At 50.4% G+C, this 23,248-nt stretch carries 24 protein-coding genes; 9 read left to right on the top strand and 15 right to left on the bottom strand.

The genetic code is table 11. The annotated features are described in order from the left end of the window. Nucleotides 1–1,290 (top strand): adenylosuccinate synthase, encoded by a 1,290-nt coding sequence (locus RIG61_09780; protein ID MEQ9619449.1) that lies wholly within the window; start codon nucleotides 1–3, stop codon nucleotides 1,288–1,290. Between the two features lie 13 nt (nucleotides 1,291–1,303). On the opposite strand, the gene RIG61_09775 is transcribed toward RIG61_09780, so the two are convergent. The 5 genes from RIG61_09775 to RIG61_09755 all read right to left on the bottom strand — a co-directional run bounded on the left by RIG61_09775 (nucleotide 1,304) and on the right by RIG61_09755 (nucleotide 5,640). Continuing rightward, nucleotides 1,304–1,762 (bottom strand): hypothetical protein, encoded by a 459-nt coding sequence (locus RIG61_09775; GenBank protein ID MEQ9619448.1) that lies wholly within the window; start codon nucleotides 1,760–1,762, stop codon nucleotides 1,304–1,306. A gap of 52 nt (nucleotides 1,763–1,814) precedes the next feature. Next, nucleotides 1,815–2,786, bottom strand: a complete 972-nt coding sequence (locus tag RIG61_09770; GenBank protein ID MEQ9619447.1) for a PhoH family protein — start codon at nucleotides 2,784–2,786, stop codon at nucleotides 1,815–1,817. Between the two features lie 294 nt (nucleotides 2,787–3,080). After that, nucleotides 3,081–3,905 (bottom strand): SDR family oxidoreductase, encoded by an 825-nt coding sequence (locus RIG61_09765; protein MEQ9619446.1) that lies wholly within the window; start codon nucleotides 3,903–3,905, stop codon nucleotides 3,081–3,083. Between the two features lie 117 nt (nucleotides 3,906–4,022). Beyond that, nucleotides 4,023–4,916, bottom strand: coding sequence for a phosphoribosylaminoimidazolesuccinocarboxamide synthase (locus RIG61_09760; GenBank protein MEQ9619445.1), 894 nt, complete (start codon nucleotides 4,914–4,916; stop codon nucleotides 4,023–4,025). 427 nt (nucleotides 4,917–5,343) lie between these two features. Then, the gene (locus RIG61_09755; GenBank protein MEQ9619444.1) at nucleotides 5,344–5,640 is read right to left on the bottom strand and encodes a hypothetical protein; all 297 of its coding nucleotides are present in this window, start codon (nucleotides 5,638–5,640) and stop codon (nucleotides 5,344–5,346) included. 183 nt (nucleotides 5,641–5,823) lie between these two features. Here RIG61_09755 and htpX point away from each other — a divergent pair, with 183 nt between their 5' ends. Further along, entirely contained in the window at nucleotides 5,824–6,687 is an 864-nt protein-coding gene (gene htpX, locus RIG61_09750) for a zinc metalloprotease HtpX (protein MEQ9619443.1), read from the top strand. 56 nt (nucleotides 6,688–6,743) lie between these two features. Next, the gene (locus RIG61_09745) at nucleotides 6,744–7,091 is read left to right on the top strand and encodes a hypothetical protein (protein MEQ9619442.1); all 348 of its coding nucleotides are present in this window, start codon (nucleotides 6,744–6,746) and stop codon (nucleotides 7,089–7,091) included. 58 nt (nucleotides 7,092–7,149) lie between these two features. Here the strand turns inward: RIG61_09745 and RIG61_09740 are convergent, their stop codons facing one another. Genes RIG61_09740 through RIG61_09730 form a run of 3 tightly spaced genes read right to left on the bottom strand, consistent with a single transcriptional unit; the run spans nucleotide 7,150 to nucleotide 10,143 of the window. Further along, the gene (locus RIG61_09740) at nucleotides 7,150–9,201 is read right to left on the bottom strand and encodes an ABC-F family ATP-binding cassette domain-containing protein (protein ID MEQ9619441.1); all 2,052 of its coding nucleotides are present in this window, start codon (nucleotides 9,199–9,201) and stop codon (nucleotides 7,150–7,152) included. Nucleotides 9,202–9,237: 36 nt separating this feature from the next. Then, on the bottom strand, nucleotides 9,238–9,588 hold the full coding sequence (locus RIG61_09735) for a hypothetical protein (protein ID MEQ9619440.1): 351 nt from the start codon (nucleotides 9,586–9,588) through the stop codon (nucleotides 9,238–9,240). 30 nt (nucleotides 9,589–9,618) lie between these two features. After that, on the bottom strand, nucleotides 9,619–10,143 hold the full coding sequence (locus tag RIG61_09730) for a hypothetical protein (protein MEQ9619439.1): 525 nt from the start codon (nucleotides 10,141–10,143) through the stop codon (nucleotides 9,619–9,621). 171 nt (nucleotides 10,144–10,314) lie between these two features. Here RIG61_09730 and RIG61_09725 point away from each other — a divergent pair, with 171 nt between their 5' ends. Further along, nucleotides 10,315–11,010 (top strand): gamma-glutamyl-gamma-aminobutyrate hydrolase family protein, encoded by a 696-nt coding sequence (locus RIG61_09725; protein MEQ9619438.1) that lies wholly within the window; start codon nucleotides 10,315–10,317, stop codon nucleotides 11,008–11,010. Nucleotides 11,011–11,033: 23 nt separating this feature from the next. Here RIG61_09725 and RIG61_09720 read toward each other — a convergent pair whose 3' ends face one another. From RIG61_09720 to RIG61_09695, 6 genes are all read right to left on the bottom strand, one after another. Next, a complete protein-coding gene (locus RIG61_09720; GenBank protein MEQ9619437.1) occupies nucleotides 11,034–11,504 on the bottom strand; it encodes a hypothetical protein in 471 nt (156 codons plus the stop codon). 6 nt (nucleotides 11,505–11,510) lie between these two features. Then, nucleotides 11,511–11,804, bottom strand: coding sequence for a hypothetical protein (locus RIG61_09715; GenBank protein ID MEQ9619436.1), 294 nt, complete (start codon nucleotides 11,802–11,804; stop codon nucleotides 11,511–11,513). Between the two features lie 137 nt (nucleotides 11,805–11,941). Next, entirely contained in the window at nucleotides 11,942–12,796 is an 855-nt protein-coding gene (locus RIG61_09710) for a vitamin K epoxide reductase family protein (GenBank protein ID MEQ9619435.1), read from the bottom strand. A gap of 116 nt (nucleotides 12,797–12,912) precedes the next feature. After that, nucleotides 12,913–15,069: a 3-hydroxyacyl-CoA dehydrogenase NAD-binding domain-containing protein gene (locus RIG61_09705; GenBank protein MEQ9619434.1), complete on the bottom strand. Its 2,157-nt coding sequence runs from the start codon at nucleotides 15,067–15,069 to the stop codon at nucleotides 12,913–12,915. A 23-nt stretch (nucleotides 15,070–15,092) separates the two neighbouring features. Next, complete coding sequence (locus tag RIG61_09700) at nucleotides 15,093–16,391, bottom strand: acetyl-CoA C-acyltransferase (GenBank protein ID MEQ9619433.1); 1,299 nt, start codon at nucleotides 16,389–16,391, stop codon at nucleotides 15,093–15,095. A gap of 180 nt (nucleotides 16,392–16,571) precedes the next feature. Then, complete coding sequence (locus RIG61_09695) at nucleotides 16,572–17,039, bottom strand: TerB family tellurite resistance protein (GenBank protein MEQ9619432.1); 468 nt, start codon at nucleotides 17,037–17,039, stop codon at nucleotides 16,572–16,574. A 257-nt stretch (nucleotides 17,040–17,296) separates the two neighbouring features. Between RIG61_09695 and nuoE the strand changes: the two genes are divergently transcribed. The 4 genes from nuoE to dnaB all read left to right on the top strand — a co-directional run bounded on the left by nuoE (nucleotide 17,297) and on the right by dnaB (nucleotide 21,348). Then, on the top strand, nucleotides 17,297–17,770 hold the full coding sequence (gene nuoE, locus RIG61_09690) for an NADH-quinone oxidoreductase subunit NuoE (protein ID MEQ9619431.1): 474 nt from the start codon (nucleotides 17,297–17,299) through the stop codon (nucleotides 17,768–17,770). Nucleotides 17,771–17,822: 52 nt separating this feature from the next. After that, nucleotides 17,823–19,157, top strand: a complete 1,335-nt coding sequence (locus RIG61_09685; GenBank protein MEQ9619430.1) for a glycerate kinase — start codon at nucleotides 17,823–17,825, stop codon at nucleotides 19,155–19,157. Nucleotides 19,158–19,183: 26 nt separating this feature from the next. Next, nucleotides 19,184–19,906 carry a metallophosphoesterase family protein gene (locus tag RIG61_09680; protein MEQ9619429.1) on the top strand — a complete coding sequence of 241 codons (723 nt, stop codon included), beginning with the start codon at nucleotides 19,184–19,186 and terminating at the stop codon, nucleotides 19,904–19,906. Nucleotides 19,907–19,995: 89 nt separating this feature from the next. Beyond that, complete coding sequence (gene dnaB / locus RIG61_09675; GenBank protein ID MEQ9619428.1) at nucleotides 19,996–21,348, top strand: replicative DNA helicase; 1,353 nt, start codon at nucleotides 19,996–19,998, stop codon at nucleotides 21,346–21,348. Between the two features lie 55 nt (nucleotides 21,349–21,403). Here dnaB and RIG61_09670 read toward each other — a convergent pair whose 3' ends face one another. Further along, nucleotides 21,404–22,219, bottom strand: coding sequence for a hypothetical protein (locus RIG61_09670; GenBank protein ID MEQ9619427.1), 816 nt, complete (start codon nucleotides 22,217–22,219; stop codon nucleotides 21,404–21,406). A 45-nt stretch (nucleotides 22,220–22,264) separates the two neighbouring features. Between RIG61_09670 and RIG61_09665 the strand changes: the two genes are divergently transcribed. Further along, nucleotides 22,265–23,245 carry an SDR family oxidoreductase gene (locus tag RIG61_09665; GenBank protein MEQ9619426.1) on the top strand — a complete coding sequence of 327 codons (981 nt, stop codon included), beginning with the start codon at nucleotides 22,265–22,267 and terminating at the stop codon, nucleotides 23,243–23,245. The last annotated feature ends 3 nt before the right edge of the window (nucleotides 23,246–23,248 follow it).

The raw sequence follows: 23,248 nt of genomic DNA, 5'->3' as shown, positions 1-23,248 counted from the left end.
ATGCCAAATATAGTAGTTATAGGCGCTCAATGGGGAGACGAGGGCAAGGGGAGAATCGTCGACCTCATCTCGGAAGAAGTCGACATCATAGCCCGTTACCAGGGCGGCAACAACGCGGGACATACAATAGTCATAGGCGACAAGAAAATAATACTCCACCACCTCCCTTCAGGCATACTCCGTGAGGGGAAGCTGTCCGTAATAGGGAACGGCGTTGTAATAGACCCCGGGGTGCTGCTGCAGGAGCTTCGGGAACTCCGCTCAGCCGGATTCAAAGCGGACCCGGAGAACCTGAGAATAAGCGACAGGGCTCACATAATAATGCCCTACCACAGGGAGATAGACCTTGCCCGCGAGTCCTCGCGCGGCGATCATAAAATCGGCACGACCGGAAGGGGGATAGGACCCGTTTATGAAGACAAGGCGGCGAGAAGAGGGATCAAAATATCCGACCTCATCGATCCCGACACCTTCAGGGAGAGGCTGAGAAGGGTGTTTGAGGAAAGGAGTATATATATGACAAAGGTTTTGGGCGGACCCTCTCTCGATATTGATGAAATATACGAGGAGTACATAGAATACGGGAAAAAGCTGAAGGATTTTTCGTGCGACGCATCGAGCCTACTCAACAAAGCCATTTCGGAAGGTAAGAATATACTGTTCGAGGGAGCGCAGGGAGCGCTCCTAGATATCGATCTCGGGACCTATCCCTATGTAACATCCTCAAGCGCGAGCTCAGGAGGGGCATGTACCGGCACAGGGGTGAGTCCGACCAGGATAGACGGCGTGCTGGGTATTGCAAAGGCGTACACTACAAGGGTTGGCGAAGGACCCTTTCCCACGGAGATCGAGGGCGAGACCAGCGACCGGCTCAGAAAAGCCGGGGGCGAGTACGGAGCGACGACCGGGAGACCGAGGAGATGCGGCTGGTTTGACGCTTTCGCTCTTAAGTACGCCGCCATGACCAACGGTATATCCCGCCTGGCGATAACGAAGCTCGACGTATTGTCCGGATTTGAGAAGATAAGCATATGCGTAGGGTATCGTTATAAAGGCGAATTATTATCCGGCTTCCCGTCAAATATTAATATTCTCGGTGACTGCGAACCTGTATACGAAGAAATTGAGGGATGGGATGAAGACGTATCTCAGGTAAAAGACATTTCCCGGCTTCCCGAGCAGGCCAGAAAGTATCTCGAAAAGATCGAAGAGGCTACAGGCGTTACCATTTACGCGGTTTCTTTGGGTCCTTCGAGGGAAAAAATTCTATTTCTTACCGAACTCCTTTAAATAGGAATCATGGTCAATCAAATTCGTATTCTCTTATCCAGTAGGCAAGTCCGGGGTTCCAGCTTTCGAGGCGTACAGCGTCAATCCTGCTGTAAAAATATTGGCCCTGGCCCTGCTGCTGGAATGTTTTTCTGTAAAGGCCTACGACTTTGATGAAATCACCTTCGACAACCGGGACTTCTCCGGGTACATAGACATCTATTCCGATACCTCTTTTATCAGCAAGCAGAAACTTCGTGTACATTCTCTGCACGCCCCCTTCATTTATTTCGAGCGGCACGGACTCCAGGTGCCATATTTTACCAATGACTGAAACCCCCGACATATCATAGGCATCCGGACTGGCCAGTATAGTCGCAATCGAGACTTCCTGCGCGGGCAGCGCCGTATCGGGGTCCTGCCAAGTATGGGAACAGGCGGCAGCGAGGAGAAGTGTGGTCGCAAGAGTCAAAACAGATAATGTTTTTCCCATTAAAAGAGCCTCCGGTCAGGGTGCGAATTAATGTTAAATTATAACACAATCTTCAGTTTATTTTCTCATACGCCTCTATAATTTTTCTGACGAGAGGGTGTCTGACTACATCGTTTTTAGAGAAGTACACGAAGGAGATTCCATCTATCGTCCTGATAAGCTTTTCCGCTTCGAGCAGCCCTGATTTTTCGTCTGAAGCTAGGTCCACCTGAGTGGTATCCCCCGTTATGACCGCCTTGGAGCTGAATCCGAGCCTTGTAAGGAACATCTTCATCTGCATCGATGTGGTGTTCTGCGCTTCGTCGAGTATAACGAAGGCGTCGTTGAGCGTCCTGCCCCTCATAAACGCGAGAGGCGCGATTTCGATCGCTCCCTTGTCCACAAGCCGCGAAGCCTTGTCGTAGTCCATCATATCGTAGAGGGCATCCAGCAGCGGCCTGAGATATGGGTCGACCTTCTGAGTTATATCACCGGGGAGGAATCCGAGTTTTTCTCCAGCCTCTACAGCGGGTCTGGTCAGTATAATACGGTTTACTTCCTTGTTTACGAAGGCAGACACAGCCATAGCCATCGCAAGATATGTCTTTCCCGTCCCGGCGGGACCGATACCGAATACTATGTCGTTTTTTCTGATTGACTCGATGTAGAGCTTTTGAGCCAGGCTCTTCGGAGCGATTATCCTCTTTCTCGTCGATACGCAAACGGTATCCAGGAAGACATCTTCAAGGGGGATTTTGCCCTCATCCACTATTTTGGAAGCAAGCTCTATATCGGCCGGGTCCAGCACATACCCCTTCTCAAGGAGTCCATAAATCTCTATCAGGAACCTGTAGGCCGGCTCGACCTCGCCAGCGCTCCCTTCGAGGCTCAGCTTCCCTCCCCTGGCGTGGACTTTTATTCCGTACAGATTCTCTATTTCCTTAAGATTCTCGTTATGCTCACCGTAGAGCTCTTTAACGAGGTTGTTATCATGGAATTCCAGTTCCCTGGAAATACGGTCTTCGGCTGTTATCGTTCCCTGCATGTTATTGTAGAGTCTCCCCTTTTTCGCCCGCAGACAGAGCCTGTCGAATATAATTTCAGTCCCGGCGCGTAAATTTCAAGTACGGTAAAATTATTCATTTATGCCTGAGTATCCGGAAAAACCTAAAACTCGGATGGACCGAAGAGAGATAAAAGTACTTTTGTGGTTTTAATATTCTCAAATGTGTACGCGTGGACAGATTGTAAGCTGTAATAATCTGCCGTGAAAATAGTATAACAGAAGGGAATTCAATTCCAAACATCCGGGCTCATTAGAGGCAAAGCAAACATGGAGTCACTTTTGCCCGTCGTCTATAGAAGAGGGATCGGGATATATAAATTCGTAACCGAGAAGGCGCTTTAATTTATCGCTTGTCACTATTTTATACGAACTCTGGCCGCTCTTATTGAAAACGGGGGGCTCGAGTCCTAGTTTCCCGGCCTGAGCCGTATAATAATCCTTTCTTTTCGGGTGTGAATCGGCGCATGCGTTGAAGGTCTCGCCCCATACGCTCTTCTCGATTATCTTCAGAATGATGGCGATACAGTCGTCTCTGTGAATCAGATTGACCGGGGAATCGCCGTTCGCGATCTCCTTTTTTCCGGCAAGGAACCTGCCCGGCCTGCGGTCGTAACCTATGAGCCCGCCGAACCGGATTACAGTGGTTTCAAATTCGGGGCAGCCCTGTAAGAGCCTTTCGGCTTCCATAAGGGCTAACCCGGAGGGTTTTGCGGGAAGGGCCTCCTCATCTTCCGACACCTCCCGGTTGAGCTCGGGGTAAACCGAAGTCGAGCTTGCAAATATAACCTTGCCTGCAGGGGAGTTTCCGAGCCGCGGCAAAAGCGCATTTATCTGATCCCTATGATAATCGACTATGTCCGGTCTCCTTTCGGGAGGAAAGTTGATTACAATCACATCGCTTTTGAAGAAATCATCCAGGTTATCGCCCCTCAGGTCAGGGTCGAGCACCAGATAAAACGGCTCTATGCCCGAAGCTCTCATTACCTCCAGCTCAGTCGGGGTCCTGGTAGAGCCTTTTACATCGTAACCTTTTTCAATGAGATAACGGGCGAGGGGAAGACCCAGCCAGCCGCATCCCAATACGCTTATCGTTTCCATATCACAAGCTTGAAAATTAAATTTTATATCCGGCCGCCGGATCAGCCCGGATTGAATCCCGCCTCAATACCTCTTATCCGCTAAGGGGAAAATACGCACGGTTGATCAGTATATCGCTTAATCAACCAGCCTCCGCAAGGCTTCCCGGTATTTCTCCGCTGATTTCTCAATCACATCGGGCGGGAGAGAGGGCGCGGGCGGGTTCTTATCCCAGTCGATTGAGCTCAGATAATCCCTGACGAACTGTTTGTCGAAACTCCTCTGAGGGCCTCCGGGTTTATATTCGTCCCCGGGCCAGAACCTCGAAGAATCGGGAGTGAGCGCCTCATCTATGAGTATGAGCTCCCCCGTTTGCTCATCAATGCCGAATTCGAACTTCGTATCCGCAATTATGATGCCTTTCCCGCGGGCTACGTCCCCGGCCCTCAAATAAAGCGCGACGCTTATATCCCTCACCTTCCCGGCCAGGTACCTCCCTATTAATTCCTCGGCTTTCTCAAACGTGATATTTTCGTCGTGCTCGCCATCAAGGGCCTTGGTGGCCGGGGTGAATATCGGGTTCTCGAGCCTTGAGGACTCGACAAGCCCCGGGGGCAGCGGAATTCCGCATACTGACCCCTGTTCCTGATATTCCTTCCAGCCGGAGCCCGCCAAATAGCCCCTTACGACGCACTCTACAGGAAGCGGCCTTGTTTTTTTTACCAGCATGCTCCTGCCCTCAAGCACATCCCTGTACGGATGGAACACCTCCGGGTAATCATCTACAACTGTGGAAATAAGATGATTGGGAATAATGTCCTTTGTCTTCCCGAACCAGTATTCAGAGATCCGGTTCAGCACCCTGCCCTTGCCCGGAATCCCCTCGGGCAGCACCACATCGAAGGCGGATATGCGGTCGGAGGCCACCAGGAGAAGCCCGGCCCCGAGATCATATATATCCCTCACCTTCCCTCTTCGGGGCGTCCCGGCGCCTTCGAAATTTGTCTCTTGTACAACCCCTTCCTGAGTCATATTGTCAACGTCCCTTGTAAGTATATGCACTAAAGCAAACAGTCGCCAGAAAATAGTAGTAAAGATAAAAATATATGTCAAAAGAGGGCGGGCATATAAGGACTGGTACAGCTTTCGCGCCGCGTGCAGTTTACCGCACTTGTTTGAGGAGAGAATCCGTTATTTCTTTTCGCAGCAGCTTTTTTATTCCACTCCCGACGCCGGGGAAGCTTCCCTTTAATTTACCTTCTATCCGGAGGAGCGCGGACAATTCATTTTTCCGAAAGACGCTCATCAAGCACGCAGACAGCCACAGACCCGAGCCCCGGGAAATCGGTCTTCAGGCCGTTTGCATTGAGGGCACCACCAGCTCCGAAAGAAAATCATCGTATTTAGAAATTACGGCATTAATCATCTTTCGCCTGGCGATCATGTTTGCCATTTGATTTCAATCAGCCGGGCCGGGGGCGCTTTTCTTTTTTCTCGCCTCGTCGATTATATCTTTCAAAAGCCATATCAGGAGAAGGGGAATGTAATAAAAGAGCACCACGTACGCCCCTGTCGAGAGATCGTCATACAAAGACCACATTCCGAGAAAGTCAATCGCCGCAACTATTACGAATACAAGAGCGGCCCGCTTATACGGATTAGACACCCATCTCTTAAGAATCCACTGCGCCGCCCGTGAAAGTATGGTTACATTTATGAAAGCGCCTACGAGACGCCACATCATCAGAGTATCCATTTTGTCTTTATAATTCCCGTTTACAGGGACTAAGTACACACTTGAAATTTAACCGTGGATCATTATTTTCTTATTATTGCAGTTGGTAATTCTATATAAAATACAGGTTTTTTTAACTATCAGATATAATTTTACAGTAGATAGGATTTACATTCTTAAAGGTTTAATCCGGGAGAAAAGAAAATGAATACATTAAAAAGCTTGATTTTGCTTGTTGCGCTTTCAGCGATTTTGATGTGGATCGGGGGCGCTATCGGAGGGAAAAACGGACTCGTTATAGCCTTCGGTATCGCGATGGTGATGAACTTCGCAAGTTACTGGTGGAGCGATAAAATAGTTCTTAAGATGTACCGCGCAAAAGAGGTGAAATACGAGGACGCCCTGGAGCTCTACGGCGACATACAGGAGCTTGCACAGAACGCCGGGCTTCCAATGCCGAAGGTCTATATCACCCCTCAGGAGCAGCCGAACGCCTTTGCCACGGGCAGAAGCCCGAGTCATGCCGCAGTCGCTGTAACGCAGGGGATAATGAGGCTCCTCAGCCGGGAAGAGCTTAAAGGCGTGCTCGCACACGAGCTCGCTCACGTGAAGAACAGGGACATCCTCATAGGCTCCATAGCGGCCACAATCGCGACGGCGATAACCTACCTGGCCTACATGGCGCAGTTCGCGGCTATCTTCGGCGGAGGAGGCGGCAGGGACCGGGGCGGGAACCCGTTTGCGCTTTTAATAATGGCGATTGTAGCGCCTCTGGCGGCAACCGTAATCAGACTGGCCATCTCAAGAACCAGGGAATACGGCGCCGACAAGGGCGGGGCCGAGATATGCGGCAATCCCGTCTATCTTGCGAATGCGCTCAGGAAACTGGGAGCGGCGTCCGGAAGGATCCCTTTACGGGTAAGCGAGCAGGTGGCGGACAGCACCTCGCATATGCTGATAGCAAGCCCGCTCTCCGGCAAAGGGCTTGCGGGATTATTCAGCACCCACCCTCCGATGGAGGAACGCATAAGGAGACTCGAGGCCATGGCGGGAGGGGGATCGGCTTAAAGGGCCTTTATAGAGCGCTAATTGAGCGGTTATCTTTCGAGGCTGTCGAATGATCGATGCCAAAACCCCGAAAATTTATCCGTATAATCCATAAACCAAGCGGGACGCTTATAGCGGAAGGACCCCGCGGCTGGGGTATCACACCTTTCGAGGGTAATTTTTATATAAGCGGCAAGTATCTCACTACGGATAGATTCAAGGCGAATTACATGCCCGGCTTTTGTCCCTATAAATTCCTCTACGTCTGGATGGATTTGGTATTGGATAAGGGAAACAGGGTTAAAAGTCTCGGGTGGCTCTACTGGCTCCCAAACCCCCTTTTGCCGTTTATCTGGTTCAGAGTGGCTGTGCCGGGATATCACCCCGAACTTGAAATCGAGGAATACGAAAAGGAAGCCGGCTAAAACCACCAAGCATTGATTCTATACCCGCTGTTTTAGCGGCCGCACCGGAACAGCGAAATCAATCGCCGCGGTGATTTTCCATATAGGCTGAAACGGCCTCCCAGCGTTCGTACAACTTTTTAAGTTTATCGTCGAGATGGCTGTACTCCTCGGTGAATTTTTGAGAGCGCACGTTGTCGTTGAAATTATCGGGGTCGGCCAGAAAAGCCTCTATCTCCGTTTTCTTCTCTTCAATTTTATGGATTCTTTCCTCAAGCTCTGTCAATGCGCTCGCGAGCTGCTTAGGGGAAAGCTGCTCCCATCTTTCCATATTTTCAATTCCATGCTCCTTGAGCTCCCTGTACAGACGGTTCCGCTTTTCCGCCTCAAGCTTCTTTTTCTCACTTGCTGAAGAATCGACGGAGGCTATTTCCGAAATCCCTGATGAGTCGTTACCCGGTGCCGGAACAGCGCGCGGGGCGGTTTCGGCTCCGTTCTTTTCCCTTTGCGACTGATGGTATCTGAACTCCGAATAGGTTCCGGGATAGGTTATTATCGACCCCCTTTCCGCGTACCAGATCTTATTGGCGATCTTATCGAGGAAATGCCTGTCGTGGCTTACGACGATAAATGTGCCCTTATATTGTCTGAGCGCGTCAACAAGCACATTTCTCGATTGAATGTCCAGGTGATTCGTAGGCTCGTCGAGGATCATAAAGTTCCTGGGCGAGAGAAGGGTTTTCGCAAGTGCAACCCTGCTCTTCTCCCCTCCCGACAGAACGGCTACTTTTTTATACACCTCCTGCTCAGAAAATAGAAAAGCCCCGAGAAGAGATCTGATTTGAGTCTCGTTCTTACCTGCGGCCTCGGATTCCAGCTCCTCAATAACGGTGTTCGCAGGAGCTAAAGACTCGGCCTGGTGCTGGGCGAAATAAGTAACCTCGACATTATACCCCTCCTTCCTTTCTCCATCGAAAGGCTCCGTTCTCAACAGTATCCTTGCCAGTGTGCTCTTACCTGCTCCGTTTTTGCCGATAAGGGCGATCTTGTCGCCCCTCGATACCGTGAGGGGACCCGCGTTCTCGAATACCCGGAGCAAGGCGCCGTCACCGTTCGGGTACGACTTCGAGAACCGGGACAGCTCAAGCACTACCTTGCCCGAGCGCTCGGGCTCGGGGAACTTAAAATGTATAGCCGCCTGATCCGAAGGAGGGGGGTCCAGACGCTCGAGCTTTTCGAGCATCTTAATTCTGCTCTGGACCTGCTTCGCCTTGGTGTTCTTGTAGCGGAATCTTTCTATGAAACGCTCGGTATCCCTGATTTTTCGCTGCTGGTTCTCATAAGCGGACTTCTGGATTTCGTATCTGGACCTGCGCCCGACCAGATAGGAGGAATAATTCCCCGAATACTCGGTAATCCGTCCCGCTCTGAGCTCGGCGATGGTATCGACCATGCGGTCGAGAAAGTACTTATCGTGCGATACCAGAATCACAGTACCCTGAAATTCCTCAAGGTAGGTTTCGAGCCAGTCTATGCTTTCAATATCCAGATGGTTCGTAGGCTCGTCCAGAAGCAGGAAATCCGGTTTTATCAAGAGTAATTTCGCGAGCGCTACCCTCATCCTCCAGCCCCCGGAGAACGTATTGATCGGTTTGGCCAGATCGCCCGGCTCAAAGCCCAGACCCATAAGAAGCTTCTCGGTGCGAAACCTGATCGTATGGGCCTCGCGGGTATTCAATTCGTTCTGTATCTCATCCAGCCTGTGCAAGGCTTTTTTATATTCATCCGAATTTTTATCCCCTATCCGCCCCAGCCCGGCCCTGACCGATTCCATGTCTCTCTCAAGGACGAGTATATCCTGAAATGCCGTCAGGGCTTCCTCCACGACCGTCCTTTCGGAAGCCGAGTCTTCGACCTCCTGAGGGAGATAGCCTATTACCTGGTCGGGAGGGATTATCAGCGCGCCGCTGTCAGGCCCGGTCAAGCCGGAGATAACATTGAGCAGCGTCGTTTTGCCCTCCCCGTTGGGGCCGAAAAGTCCTATCCTCTTGCCGTCCTTTATGTTCCATTCGAGGTTCTTGAAAATTCCCCTCGACCCGAAGGAGAGTGAAATGTCGTTTAATTGGATCATATGAAGTTAAAACGGGATGATACCGATATTAAAAAATTATTCTTTCGTAAATTCCAGTTTGGTCTTGAAGTAATCGAAATCGGTCTCGGGCACAAGAACCAGCTCTCTTTTATCTTCCCCGAATTCATAAGAAAAGATCACACTGCTTTTCCCATCGAAATTGAGCGTCAATTTATTTTCATCGTAAGTATATTCGCCCTCGAGGTTAACCGAAACCGTGCTGCCTATTGTAAACTCAAACGAGTTGTCGCTCTTCATGTCCAGGGTAAATATTCCCGACTTCCATTTTCCCACAAAAGGGTTGAAAAGACCCTTTATGACATTACAGCCCGCAAGCGGGGCGGCTAGAAAAGATATTACCAGAAGTACTCTTACGCAGTTCCTCATTCACCGTCTCCTTATCGAACATGAATATTATCAACTAACAGGCAGTACCCCGAATAAATATAATGTCGTATAGGATATACCAAGCGATATTATTAAAGCAAACGCAAAAACAATTCTGTTAAAGCCTTTAACGACGGTGCCGTTTCTCCACAAAAAAACCACTGCCGACAAGTTGACCGCACTCAGGGAGAGACTCGCGCAAAATAGAATAAGCAGATGAAACATGGCCATGGATAGAGGGTACAGGCCCAAGATTGCGCTTGCGGGAAATAGAACGGAGAGTAACAGTGCCGCGACCAGCATTAATAAAGTATTCCGAAATCTGACCGTAATGCCCATGGACCTGCCATTTTTATCATCCCGTATCGATACCGTATATACAACAGCGCTGAGAATTAAATTCGCTCCCAGAAACACAAGAAACAGTGTCAGATTGAAAAAGGGGTGCTCGTATCCATAGAAAAGTCCGAACAGGAGAAAAAACAACCCCGCAAGCAGCGTCGAGAGAAGAACGAAGTAAATCCCTTTGTATATCTCTTTATTCCCGCTTGCCATGAAGGTAAGAATAATACAGGAAGGGGCTTCTCAAAGAAAGATTTCTTTTTTACGGTCAACCTCCAGCCACGGGGGCCTCGACAAGGATTTCATTGACAGAGGCTTGCATTTTCCGCGCGTATATTTATCTTTAGCTAAAGCCGGAAATCTATATTCAACCGCTCGGATTAAATGAAAAGACACAAGCCTGTTATCGGAATTACAACGGATATCAAGGAGGGGAATTTCTTAATCGAGGAAAAGTACGCCCGCGCCGTAGCGGTGGCAGGGGGAATCCCGTTCCTGATACCGTCCATAACCGGAAATGACCGTTTGGTAGAAGACACAGCCGCTGCGATCGACGGTCTTTTGCTTCCCGGCTCACGGGATATGGACCCCGGGTTTTACAACGAGGAGCCCCATCCGAAACTGAGGCCCATGAGCCTGGAGAGAACGGAGACCGAATTTGCCGTATTGAGGCAGGTCACGGAAAGAAGAATTCCGGTCCTCGGAATTTGCGGCGGTATGCAGCTCATAAACGTCTTCTGCGGGGGGTCTCTCTATCAGGATATACACTCTTTTATTCCTGACGCCGGGCCTCACGAAAAGGGGGCGGCTCATGAAATACTGGTAGAATCCGGCTCACTCCTGTTCAGAATAACCGGAACGGACAGGTTCTCCTCGAAAAGCTATCATCACCAGGCCGTTAAAGAGACGGGCAGGGGTTTAAGGGTTTCGGCGAGGGCGCCCGACGGGATAGTGGAGTGTATTGAATCGCTTGACCCCCCTTTCGTGCTTGGAATTCAGTGGCACCCCGAACTCGAAGACAACGTAATATCCGAGCGCATATTGAATTCTTTTATAGAGGAATGCATAAAAAGGCTCTAATACGGGGAAGAAGAAAGGTATCGTTATTTGATTCCGCTCTCCTTAATCAGCATAATGAGCTCCGCCAGAGTCCTCGGAGTATGAGAGGAGGAACCCGCGATGAAGCCCGCAACCGCAGCTATAATGCCCGATTCGAGCGGATACCGCTTGATCAGGGCCTCGGGGTCGGGCATCTGCCCTGCCTGAGGGGCGGCGGTTTCGAATCGAGCGCCCCGCTTGCCTTTAAAATATCCTAGAAAGAGGCCGGTTATCAAGAGGAGCAAGGCGGCTGTGACTATGGCGAGCGCCCCGCTTATCAGCGCCGCCAAGTAGGGGTCAACAGATGTCTTCAAGTACAGGTACGAGGACCAGATGATAAATCCCAAACCCAGAGAAGCGACGACAGAGGATACACACAGGACGAACAATAACAGGAGTATCCTCAGAAGCATCGAACGCAACGCTTCGGAATCGGGCTTGAATGATCTGAACAGAATGCTTAATATACCGCTCAATTCGGCTTACCCGCGATCAAAAAGCTTGCCCAGAACCAGGCCAACCAAAAAAGCTATCAGGAGACTTACAAAGGGTTTTTCCTGAATTTGACTCTCGACCGACTCAACCGTTTCCCTGCCCTTGTGGCGGGCGGCCTGAAGCTCGTATTTAAGCTCTTCAAGGACTTTATCCCTGGCCGCATCCGTCTCGTTCTTACCACGCTCAACCAGATTTTTGCCGAGCTGTGACAAGTCCGAGCGAAGTTTCGTTACGTCTTCCCTTAGTGTTTCTATATCCTGACTTAGTTTTTCTTGCGCCATTTAAATCACCATCCATTACACGATTTATAAATAATAATAACATTTTTAATATACAACCTGAACCGAAATTTTGAGACCGGATAATTCTTCAGGAAACTCCGCGATACTTTAAATGGCAGTAATCCCGGGAGCGGGAGCTAGAAAGAACCGTCATAGCCGGATACCTCAGAGAGCTCTTCAAGCGACATTGCGCCCTGATAAAATCTCCCTCCGATTTCCCATGTCGGATAGTTAGTAATTCCATTGGCAAAGCATAGTGAGGGATTGGCGTTCTCGCCCCTGGGATGACATTCCACATATTTGATATACCTGAACGCGCCTCCGAATAACTTTTTCTGCTCATTGCAATGGGGGCATTTGTAAGAGCCGTACATAACCGCGCCTTTCCCTCCGAGATATTTAGCGAGACCGGTCTGGAAAGCGTCGGCTGTTGAATTGAGGCCGGCGAGGTCGCGGGCTTCATCGAACTTGCCATATTGCACGGCAGCCGAGCTGAAAATGACGACCAACGCGATAAAGACGCTCAGAATAAGGGTCTTAAAAGCCGACAATTTCGGGTAGAGAGCGGGTTTTTCCCTGAGAAGGATAATAAAAATAATCGTCATCAGGACCGCCGATACGACGCAGTACGTGCATATCGCCTTTATGACGAAAAACTCAAGATAGGTGAGGTAGGCCGAGAATATGAAGCCCGACAAAGATAATATATAGAGTGCTGTCCATCTGGCGCGCTTGGTAAGGGTGGTGAGCAGGGTCAGTATGAATATCACCAAATACCCGAGTACACCTAAAGCCGCGACCGGAATTCCGAGGAATGTTGAAAAGCCGCTCTGCCTCACGGCCTCGCAATCGGAACCCGCGGCGCAAAAAGCGGCCTCCGTTTCGGTAAAATGAAGGTATGTGAGATAAAGGGACAGTAATATCCCGATAGCCGACAGGACTAAAAGCGCAGGTTTGAAATATTTGGGCGCGTTATGTTTTTTAGCACTCATGGTAGTATCCGAAAGTTTAATATTTAAATTATAACCACTCGGCCTGAATTAACATATATTGCGTTTCCTGATGAGAATTATTTTTTACCGTGACAACGATGAATAGACCAGCCCGTTCAGTTTTCGTAGAACTTGTCTCCCCCCACCGCCATGCTTTTAAGGAGCACCGGAGGGGTATAGCGCGTCCCGTATCTGACACTCAGGTTATGAAGCTTTTTTAGAATATCCCCCGCGCCCGCTGAATCCATATATCTGAACGGCCCTCCCCTGTAAGCAGGAAAACCGAGTCCCAGCATGGCCCCCACATCGCCTTCTTTGGCGCTTCCGATCACTCCCTCATTGAGACAAACCATAGCCTCGTTAACAAGGGCAAGCACCAGACGGTCCTGTATGTATTCGTGAGAAAGACCCTTTGAGCCTTCTTCGTAGCCGGAAAGCATTTTATAAAGGGACTTGTCGATTCTCTTCTCATCCCTGTCGTATCTGTAAAATCCCCTGCCTCCTCTGGCGCCGGTCCTTCCCTCCGCAATAAGCTCGTCGAGAAGAGGGTGAGCTTTCGGCTTTTCTCCCGACTGCTTGTATATATTATCGTAGCCCTTTCTGACCAGATCGATGCCTACTTCATCCATAGCGCTTAAAGGCCCTTCCAAGAATCCGAACAACACCATAGCGTCCTCGATATCTTCGGCGCCCACGCCTTCACTCAAGAGATTGAGCGACTCATTGAAATAGGTCAGCTGCAGTCTGGTCGTGTAAAAACCGGTTTGGCCGTTTATGACAAGCGGAATCTTCCCAAGGCGCCTGGCGAATTCGAACATCTCTCCGACCGTCTCCTGAGAACCGTTTTCACCTGCAGAAATTTCCATGAGCTCGGTCTCGAACACCGGGCTCGAAATCTTGACTCCCACAACCTTATCCGGTCGCCTGGCCCCCGCAGCGATCCTGGCTATCGGAACGGCAAAAGAATTAGAGGCGTAAATAAAATGCGCGTCCGGCAGAGCTTCCGCCTCCTTTAGCAGCGCTCGTTTAACCTCAGCATCCTCCCCCGCCATTTCAATCACGATATCCGCTCTTCTGAAACCAGAATAATCGGTGGCCGCGCTTATAAGATCAAGCCTTTTTTCCGTTTCTAACTCATCTATTTCCCGCCTGCAAAGCTTATCATTAAAAAAATCGTAGCACGCCTTGAGCGTGCGCCCCGCGGCTTCACTGTCCCTCCCCTTCATTCTTACACGTATTCCATTGTCGGCGGCGAGGCAGGCTATGCCGGCAGCTTGGTACTCTTCGCCAACCACCGCAATCTTCTCGGCATGCTTTATCAATTTGTGCGCGCGTTTAGAAAACTTGCTTTTGTTGGTAATTTCATCGAGAGAAATGTTTGTCCTTATCAGCTGCCTGGAATAGTTGGTGACTGCAAGCTCGCCAAAGTAAACCGACTCGACGTGGAGACCCCGGTTAAAGCTCGAAACCCCGATTTCAAGGGCCTCAACCGTCATCCTCAGGGCGCTCACATAATGCTCCCGATTCTCCTTTATCTGCTTCCTGGCTCTATCGAAAAACATTCTCCGTGAAACGGGATTCTCCCTTAAGAGAGCGTTTGTCATACCCCCGAAACGCTGACGCCTGGGGACTAATTCCCTGTTTGCAAGATCATTCGCGCGCTTGCGGGCTATGTCCTGAAGCAGGTCTCCCGGAACGACCTCGTCCACAAGTCCTATCTGTTTTGAATAATGAGGATCCAGGGTTTCGCCGCTCAATATCATGTCGAGCGTTTCTTTTGAGCCCGTAAGCCTTACAAGCCTCGGCATGCCGCCCGCACAGGGAATTAACCCCAAATCTACCTGATCGAGACCCAAAACCACGTCTCTTCCGTCCGCCGCTATTCTGTATTTGCACGCTGCGGCGAGCTCAAGTCCGACGCCCAGGCACGCTCCGTTAATAGCCGCTACAAAAGGCACTCTCGAATTCTCAATCTTTTCCGTTACTTCCTGGGCTTTCAAACTGTAGGACCTGCCCTCATCGGCGAGCGTAAAGTTGAGGAATTCGGACGGGTCGGCACCGTTTATAAAGCTCTTTTCCTTGCCGCTCGATATTACGACAGCCTTTATCTCGTCATCGCTCTCAACCATGTCCAGCTGCCGCTCTATACCGTTAAGAAATTCGTCAAGCGCGACAAAGCTCTCGTGATTCAGTCTATTCTCCGCGCTTTCAGGGGTATCAACCCTGATCTCGGCAACGCCGTCGCTACCGATATTTATTGATATTCTGCTCATCTATAATTATCCCAAATTCATTATTATTCCTTTTCAAAAACGATAGATACGCCGATACCGCCCGAAGCGGGCATGGAGACAAGCCCGAGCTTGCCGCTCCTCTTGGTCATCCTGTATATGAGCGTCATTATAATCCTTCCGCCTGTAGCCGAAAGCGGATGTCCAATCGCAATCGACCCGCCGGAGACGTTCAATCTTTCCATGTCTATTTCCCCTACCGCCTGGGCTTTCCCGAGTTTTTCTTTTGCAAAACCCCTGGAGGCCAGGGCCCTCAGATTCGCGATAACCTGCGAAGAGAAAGCCTCATGAATCTCTACAAGGTCGATATCGCTTAAGGAGACCCGCGCGCGGTCAAGTGCGGCGGGCGTGGAAAAGGCGGCGCTCATGAGAAGATCGTCCGAAGGATCGAGGGCACTGTAAGCATAGGCCCTTACGTAGGCCAGAGGCTTGTATCCGAGGGCCTTCGCCTTGTCCTCCGACATAAGGAGCAGCGCCGACGCTCCGTCTGAGAGGATCGAGGAGTTTCCAACTGTAACCGTACCGAACTCGCTGTCGAATACAGGCTCGTACCGAGCGAGATACTCAGGGCTTATATCATCCATCACCCCGCTGTCCCGCGAAACGACCTGCGAAAAATCAGGGGGTACGTATGTATGTATTAATTCATCTTCGAATACACCCTCCTCCTGGGCCCTTGAAGCGAGCGCGTGGCTCCTCATCGCAAACTCGTCCTGTTCTTCCCTGCTGATTTTGTATCGGCGCGCGGCTTTCTCAGCCGCTTCTCCCATCATACGTCCCGTGTAGCGTTCCGGTAAAAAGGCGACCGAGGGAACAACCTCTTCGCCCCTCATTTTGAAAAGGGGCTTTGCCCTGCTGATTAAATTCCCGCCCTTTGACGAATGAATTATTTTTGATCCGGGCGCCGCGCCCGAGAGAATGGAAATGTCCGTGCCCGAGTCCGCGCCTCCCGTCAATACGGCATCGGAATCACCCGACATAATACTGTCAACCGCGCTTGTGAAGGCCTGGCCCGAGGATACGCACGCGCTTGTGACGGTGAAAGCCGGCACTGTGGGGGGGATACCCGAGCCGAGCGCGATCTCTCGCGCAAGATTGGGAGTATGAACGGACGAAACGACATTGCCGAAAAAGACCTTATCAATTTCACCGGGGTCTATTTCAGTACGGTTCAGGAGCTCAACGGTGACTAACTTGCCCAGGTCCAGTGAGGTGAGATTTCCGTACGATGTACCGGATCTAATGAAAGGCGTTCTCAGTCCGCTTATTACCGCGACCCGTCTGCCGTTTTGAAATCGACTCACTAAAGACTCCGTCAAAAGGATAATTGATCTATTGTATCTGCGACTTCAAAGTTAGGAAAGCACTCATCTAACCGAATGAAAGAAAATCCGAAGGTTATAATTAACGAGCTCACAGCCCCGAGCAAAGAAGAACCCTTGATCCAATATTGCGAGGTGAGACCGCGCCCGGCCTGAAGAGACTCAGGTTATTCGATATTCGTTTTTCACCTTCATTTTAAGCTCAATGAATTTAGAATGGTCTATTCGAAGCATATTGAAGAGCTTATGCGCGATATAGTTTTCAAATTTATCGAGAGTGCCGTCGGAATAAATAACTTCCCATACAAGCTCCATCAAGTCGTACTTTTCCTCTTTTGTTAGACTCTCGTTAATAAGATTGGTGAAATACCAGAGATCCGTAGCGTCTTCCCTCGCCTTTTTGGATTCGTCGATTAATTCCCCTACCTCGGTGTCCGACATTTGAAACCTTTTCTGCAGGATTTCGATGACCTTCTTTTGCTCCTCAGGCGAGAAATTGTTGTCCGCCGTGGCCGCTTCGAGCAGCAGTACGCATGTAGCGGTCCTCAATTTGGCCCCCCGGTCCTCTTTCTCCATACCGCCCGCATTACCGGACGATCCGTCAAAAAATTTTTTAAACACGCTTAGCATGATCGGGCTCTCTCCGGCGGAATTAATCAGTTAAACTTCCCGCACAGTCTTTTAATTTAACAAACCCTCCGTAAATTTCCAATACTTACCTCCCGGCTGCGGCTATTTTTGAGTCGGTGGAGCCTTTTCAGCCGATTCCGCCGCCGGCGCGGCCCCTGGTACGACTGAAACACACGCACTCGCGGATATATCTTGATAAGAGGTTCAATCCATGTAACATTATCGGTGCAAATTTTCAGTATCCGGAGTATGACATTATGCAGTTTTCCGAATCCCTAAGAGGAAGAATAGATACTATTGTTTCCACATCGGAAACAAAACGGTCCGCCCTTATACCGGTGCTGAGGGAAGTACAGAATGAATACGGATACCTGACGAACGAGGCAATGGAAGAGACGGCCAAGATCCTCGAGATTTCACCCTCAAGCGTACAGAACGTCGCTACATTTTACACGATGTTTTTCAGAAAGCCGGTCGGAAAGCGCGTCATATGGCTGTGCCGGACACTGGCGTGCGCCCTGAGGGGAGCCGAGCATGTCGAGCATTACATGTGCGACAAGCTGGGAATTAAAACGGGGGAAACAACGGCAGACGGGGAAATTACGCTTATGGAGGCCGAGTGCCTCGCTTCCTGCGGTACGGCCCCCGTAATGCTGATTGACGATAAACTCGAAGAGAATTTGACAAGGGAAAGAGTCGACAAAATTATTGAAGAGCTCAGAAAGGACTGAAAAAAGGTTAGACGTGAGAGCGGCGTAAACACCTAAGGCTCGGTTGACTTACATGAATTTCCAGAAAGCAAGAGAAAGCGCACTTGAGATTTACCGGGAAGCCGTAGAAGCGGCTAATCCGAAAAAATGCATCCAGGACCACTTCAGACTGACGGATAATATACTTACGGTAGATTCCAAATCTTATAACCTAGATGATTTCGAGTTCATATACGTCATCGCTTTCGGTAAAGCCGCCCCGTCTATGGCCGAAGCGGTGGAAGAAGTTCTTGGAGACAGGGTGGCGGGTGGATTAGTCGTTTCCAATTCCCAGCCTCAAAACCCTTTCAACAAGCTCGGATTCTACCTCTCAAGTCATCCGGTACCGGACGAGAGAAGTCTGACGGCCGCAAAAGAAGTGGTATCCATACTGGAAGGAGCGGGAGAGAAGGACCTTGTATTATTTCTTATCTCGGGCGGAGGAAGCGCACTTCTGGCAATGCCCGCAACCGGTATATCGCTCGAAGACAAGGAGAGAGCCACCGAGGCTCTACTGAGATCGGGTGTCGATAAATACGGATTGAACGCGGTGAGAAAGCACATATCCGGGATCAAGGGCGGAGGGCTGTTGAAGAAGGCCCTCCCGGCGCAAGTCATCACCCTCTTACTCTCCAATGTGGTAAGCGACAAGCTCGACGCAATAGCGTCCGGCCATACCGTGCCCGACCCCACTACTTTCGAAGACGCCTGGCGCGTGATCGAAGCCCTGGACCTCGAGCACAAGCTCCCTCCCCAGGTAGTGGTGCATCTGGAAGAGGGCAGGAGGGGGCACGCGCAGGAGACACTGAAGAAAGGAGAGTTCGATCCGGAAAAGGTACAGAGCCTTATTGTGGGGAATAATTTTAAATCCCTCATCGCAGCCGAGAAAAAGGCAAACGAACTCGGATACAATACACTTATGCTCTCCTCGCAGATAAGGGGCGAGGCAAGAGAAGTCGCCAAGGTCGCGGCGGCAATCGCGTTCGACATAGAAAGATTCAACACACCTATGGAAAAACCGTCCTGCATAATTTTCGGCGGGGAGACGACCGTGACCGTCCATAATGACAGCGCTTCGGGAAAGGGAGGAAGAAGCACGGAGACCGCGCTCTCATTCTGCATGGAAATAATAGGGCACGATATCGTGGGACTTTTCTGCGACACCGACGGCATAGACGGCCAGATAGACGCGGCGGGGGCGATATGCGACGGGCGGAGCAGGCTTCTTGCGAGGGAAATCAACGTGAGCGCCAGGGAGCACCTCGCCCAGAACAATTCCTACGGCTTCTTCGAAAAACTCGGAGACCTGATTATCACCGGACCCACAGGCACAAACGTAATGGATATCGGAATTGTGCTCATAGGATAGCCCGAATCGAGCCACAGGCGATCCAATTGAAATACGCCATAATTTCAGACATACACGCAAATCTGGAGTCATTTCAGTCGGTGCTCGAAGATATCGAGGCTTCGGGAGCCGGCAGAATCCTCTGTCTCGGGGATATAGTGGGGTACGGTGGAGACCCTAACGAATGCGTTGAAATAATAAGAGACCGAAATATTACCGCGATCATAGGCAATCACGACGCCGCGGCGTGCGGAATTTCCGAGCCCCTTGATTTCAATCCTGTAGCACGGGAAGCGGTACTGTGGACAAGGCGGGAGCTTACGGACGAGAACAGTGAGTTTCTGAGAAGTCTGACCGCGAGAGAGATAGTTGACGATTTCATGATTGTTCACGGGGCAATCTCGGACCCCGACAAATATATAATCTCCTCATATGACGCTGAGGACGAATTAAATCTCTTCGGCGAACGTGATTTATGTTTTTTCGGCCATACGCACACAGCCGTGTGCTTTGCAAAGGCAAACAGCCGCATAGACCGCAATACAGATGAAATATTTGAGTTACAGAGCGGGGTGAAGTATCTGATTAACCCCGGAAGCGTGGGGCAGCCCCGGGACGGAGACCCGAGGGCCTCATTTCTCGTATATGACGGAGAGAAAGGGGAAGCGGCGTTTAAAAGGGTGGAATACGATATTAAAGGCGCACAAGAAAAGATAATAAAAAATGGACTTAACAGGATTCTCGCCGAAAGGCTTTCGTACGGTTATTGACCGGCCGCGTGGAAAAATTGGATTACCGTACATCCTTTTAAATTCCCGAGGTTGAAATCAACACCGTAAGTGATTTAATATAGATTATCATGGAAATGCTGACGCGGTCACTTCCGCAGAATATAGAAGCCGAGCAGGCGGTACTTGGAGCAATCCTTATAGAGAGCTCCTCCATAAATCAGGTAATGGAGATACTTATACCCGAAGACTTCTATAAAGAAGCCCACAGGAAGATTTACAATGCCATGATCGATCTCGACCAGGACAATAAACCCATAGACCTCCTCACCCTGTTCGACTACCTGAAGGCCAACGGCAACCTGCTTGAAGAGGTCGGAGAGAGCAACTATCTAACCTATCTCACCGAACTCGTGCCGGCTACGGAAAACGTGGGTTACTACGCAAAGCTGGTAAAGGAAAAATCCATAATAAGAAACCTGGTAATGGCCGCAAGCGACATCGCCCACAGGGGCAATGAGAGCAATGTCGACATAGATGAATTCATAGACAGGGCCGAGCATACAATTCTCGATATAGCCCAGAACAAGATCAAACCGAGCTTTTACGGCTCAAGGGAGCTTGCGGCCAAGGCGCTCGAAATAATAGAAACGCTTCATGCGAGAAAGGAGCTCGTGACCGGACTGCCGACCGGGTTTGAGAAACTCGATTATATGACTTCCGGCATGCAGCCCTCCGACCTGATAATTGTGGCGGCGAGGCCCGGCTTGGGAAAAACCTCGTTCTGCCTTAACGTTGCCACGCACGCGGCAATCGACTACGGAATGTCCATCGGCATCTTTTCGCTCGAAATGACCAAGGAGCAGCTAATGCTCAGGATGCTTTCGACTAAGGCAAAGGTGAACTACTCTAATATCAGAAGCGGGTATATCAAGGACGAAGACCTTGAGAAGCTGGTCAGGGCCGCGGACGAGTTCAGCAGGGCGAAAATTTATATCGACGACACGCCGGCCATAAGCGTATTGGAAATCCGCGCCAAGGCCAGAAGGCAGAAAAGGGAGAAAGGGCTCGACCTGATTATCGTGGATTACCTGCAGCTAATGAGATCCAGCAGAAGAACGGAAACGAGGGAGCGGGAGATAGCGGAGATTTCGGGCTCGCTCAAGGCGCTGGCAAAAGAGCTCAGCGTTCCGGTGATAGCCGTATCTCAGCTGAGCAGGCAGACGGAGACGCGCGCGGACAGGCGCCCCCAGCTTTCGGACCTTAGAGAGAGCGGCGCAATCGAGCAGGACGCGGACCTGGTTATGTTCATACACAGGGCGGATGTTTATAAAAAGAACCCCGAGGAAAAGGACGGCATTGCCGAGCTCATTATCGGCAAACAGAGAAACGGTCCCGTGGGCACTATCAAACTCGCTTTTCTCGATAAGATGGGCGTTCCGAGCTTTGAGAATCTCGCTCAGGAATATGAAGACGATTTCTGATAATCGATTATACGGACTGCCTTGGAGGCCGGCAAAAGAACCTGTTGGCCGTTGATCATACCATCATAGGAACCACGACGGCGCCTGACTTGACTTCCTCGTGAAAGAGCTTCTCGTCTTCCTGCCAGGCATGGAACCTGCCGTATATCTCGGCAAGGCTTTTCTGTACGGAGTCCCAGTTGAAATCCCAGTCGTAGGCCTTCTTTTTTCCCCTGAAAAACATCTTTTCAAATATTTCTCTTTCTACGGGGAAGCCCTTCTCAGCGATCCATCCGGTGCGGACGCTTCCGTATCCGGCCCCGAAAGCCATGGCGAAGGTACCGTGAAGGCCGAGCCTCTCGGATGCCCTGGCGGCAAGCTCGATAAATACGTAAAGGGCTTCGCTCGTACTGTAGCCCCACTCTTCAAATTTTTCCTCCATCGTAAGGAGGTTCTTAACGAAATACATCGGGTAAAAGGTGGGGGAGTAAAATGAAACGGACTTTGTGCGACTTTCGATAGGCTCCCGGATTATCACATCCTCCTCGATAATCCCTATCATAAAATCCTCTTTCTCGAATTCCCCTGTATCGCCTGCGCGCTCAAGCGACTCCCTGACATTCCCCCATTCCCTCCGGGCTATCTCAAGCGCCCTCTCGAGCCTCTTTTCACCTTCCTCATATTCCCTGTCTCTTAAAAGTTCTTCCAGATCCATCTTGTCCCCCCAATAGTCCGGGTAGTCGTAAAAATATACCCCGATAGACGGGGTTCTCAATGCCTCCTGTATAAAACCCGGTATCAACAAAGTATTCCGGACGTAATCGGCAGTTATCATGTCAAGGACGGCGCGGGAGGTAACTATAGATAGAAACGCATTGTTTTTAATTCGCATGTGTTGTAATATGAGTTTCTTTATACCTGCAAGGAGGCTCTCTAAATGGCGACTTTGGTTACCGGGGCGACCGGCTTTTTAGGCTCCCACATTGCCAGAAAACTTGTGGAAAGAGGGGATGAGGTCAGGATTCTTCTGAGAAAAACCAGCAAGACAATAAACATCGACGACATTGACGCGGAAAGGGTTTACGGGGACGTAACCGATATAGACTCCATACGGAGCGCCCTCCAGGGATGCGACAGGCTTTTTCATACGGCCGGGATGGTGTCCTTCAAACAGGCGGATTACCAAAAGATGGAAGACATCAATGTTAAGGGGACGAATAACGTTTTTACGGCCGCCATGGAGGCCGGGGTGAAAAAAGCCGTTTACACCAGCAGCGTTGCCGCAATCGGCCTAAAACCCGGAAAGGAGCTGGCGGACGAGGAAACCCCGTTTGATCCCGGAAGCACGGATATTCAATATATATTATCGAAATACTACGCGGAGCGGGAAGCGCTCAAATTCGTTGAAAAGGGCCTGCCGCTCGTTATCGTAAACCCGTCCATTGTTATAGGAGCCGGGGACGTTTACGTCTCCACGAGCGGTATGATTCTCTGGTACTGCAAGAGGAGACTGCCCGGCTATACCGACGGCGGGATCAACCTTGTGGATGCGGAAGACGTCGCGATCGGCCATCTTCTCGCCGAGGAAAAAGGAAAGGTCGGGGAGCATTATATCCTGAGCAACCGCAATATCACTATTAAAGAGCTCTTCGAGGTGCTGGAAAGGGTTACGGGGATACCGCGGCCCAAATTAAAGATACCGTATTTCATTGCGCTTGCCGGAGCGTATCTGGCGGAGCTTGTAAGGATTCCCGCTCCGAACTACGTCGCAATGGATGTGGACTCCATAAAAGGGACCAGGCATTACTGGTATTTCGACAATTCCAAGGCGGTAAAGGAGCTTGGGTTTTCACCCCGGCCCCTTGAGGAGACTATAGAAAAGACTGTTAAGTGGTTCAGGGAAAACGGCTATCTGTAATTT

It is taken from the genome of Deltaproteobacteria bacterium (assembly GCA_040223695.1).
GTDB lineage: Bacteria > Desulfobacterota_D > UBA1144 > Nemesobacterales > UBA2774 > JAVKFU01.
Note: the sequence above shows the minus strand (reverse complement) of the source record. Positions and strands in the feature narration are given on the sequence as shown.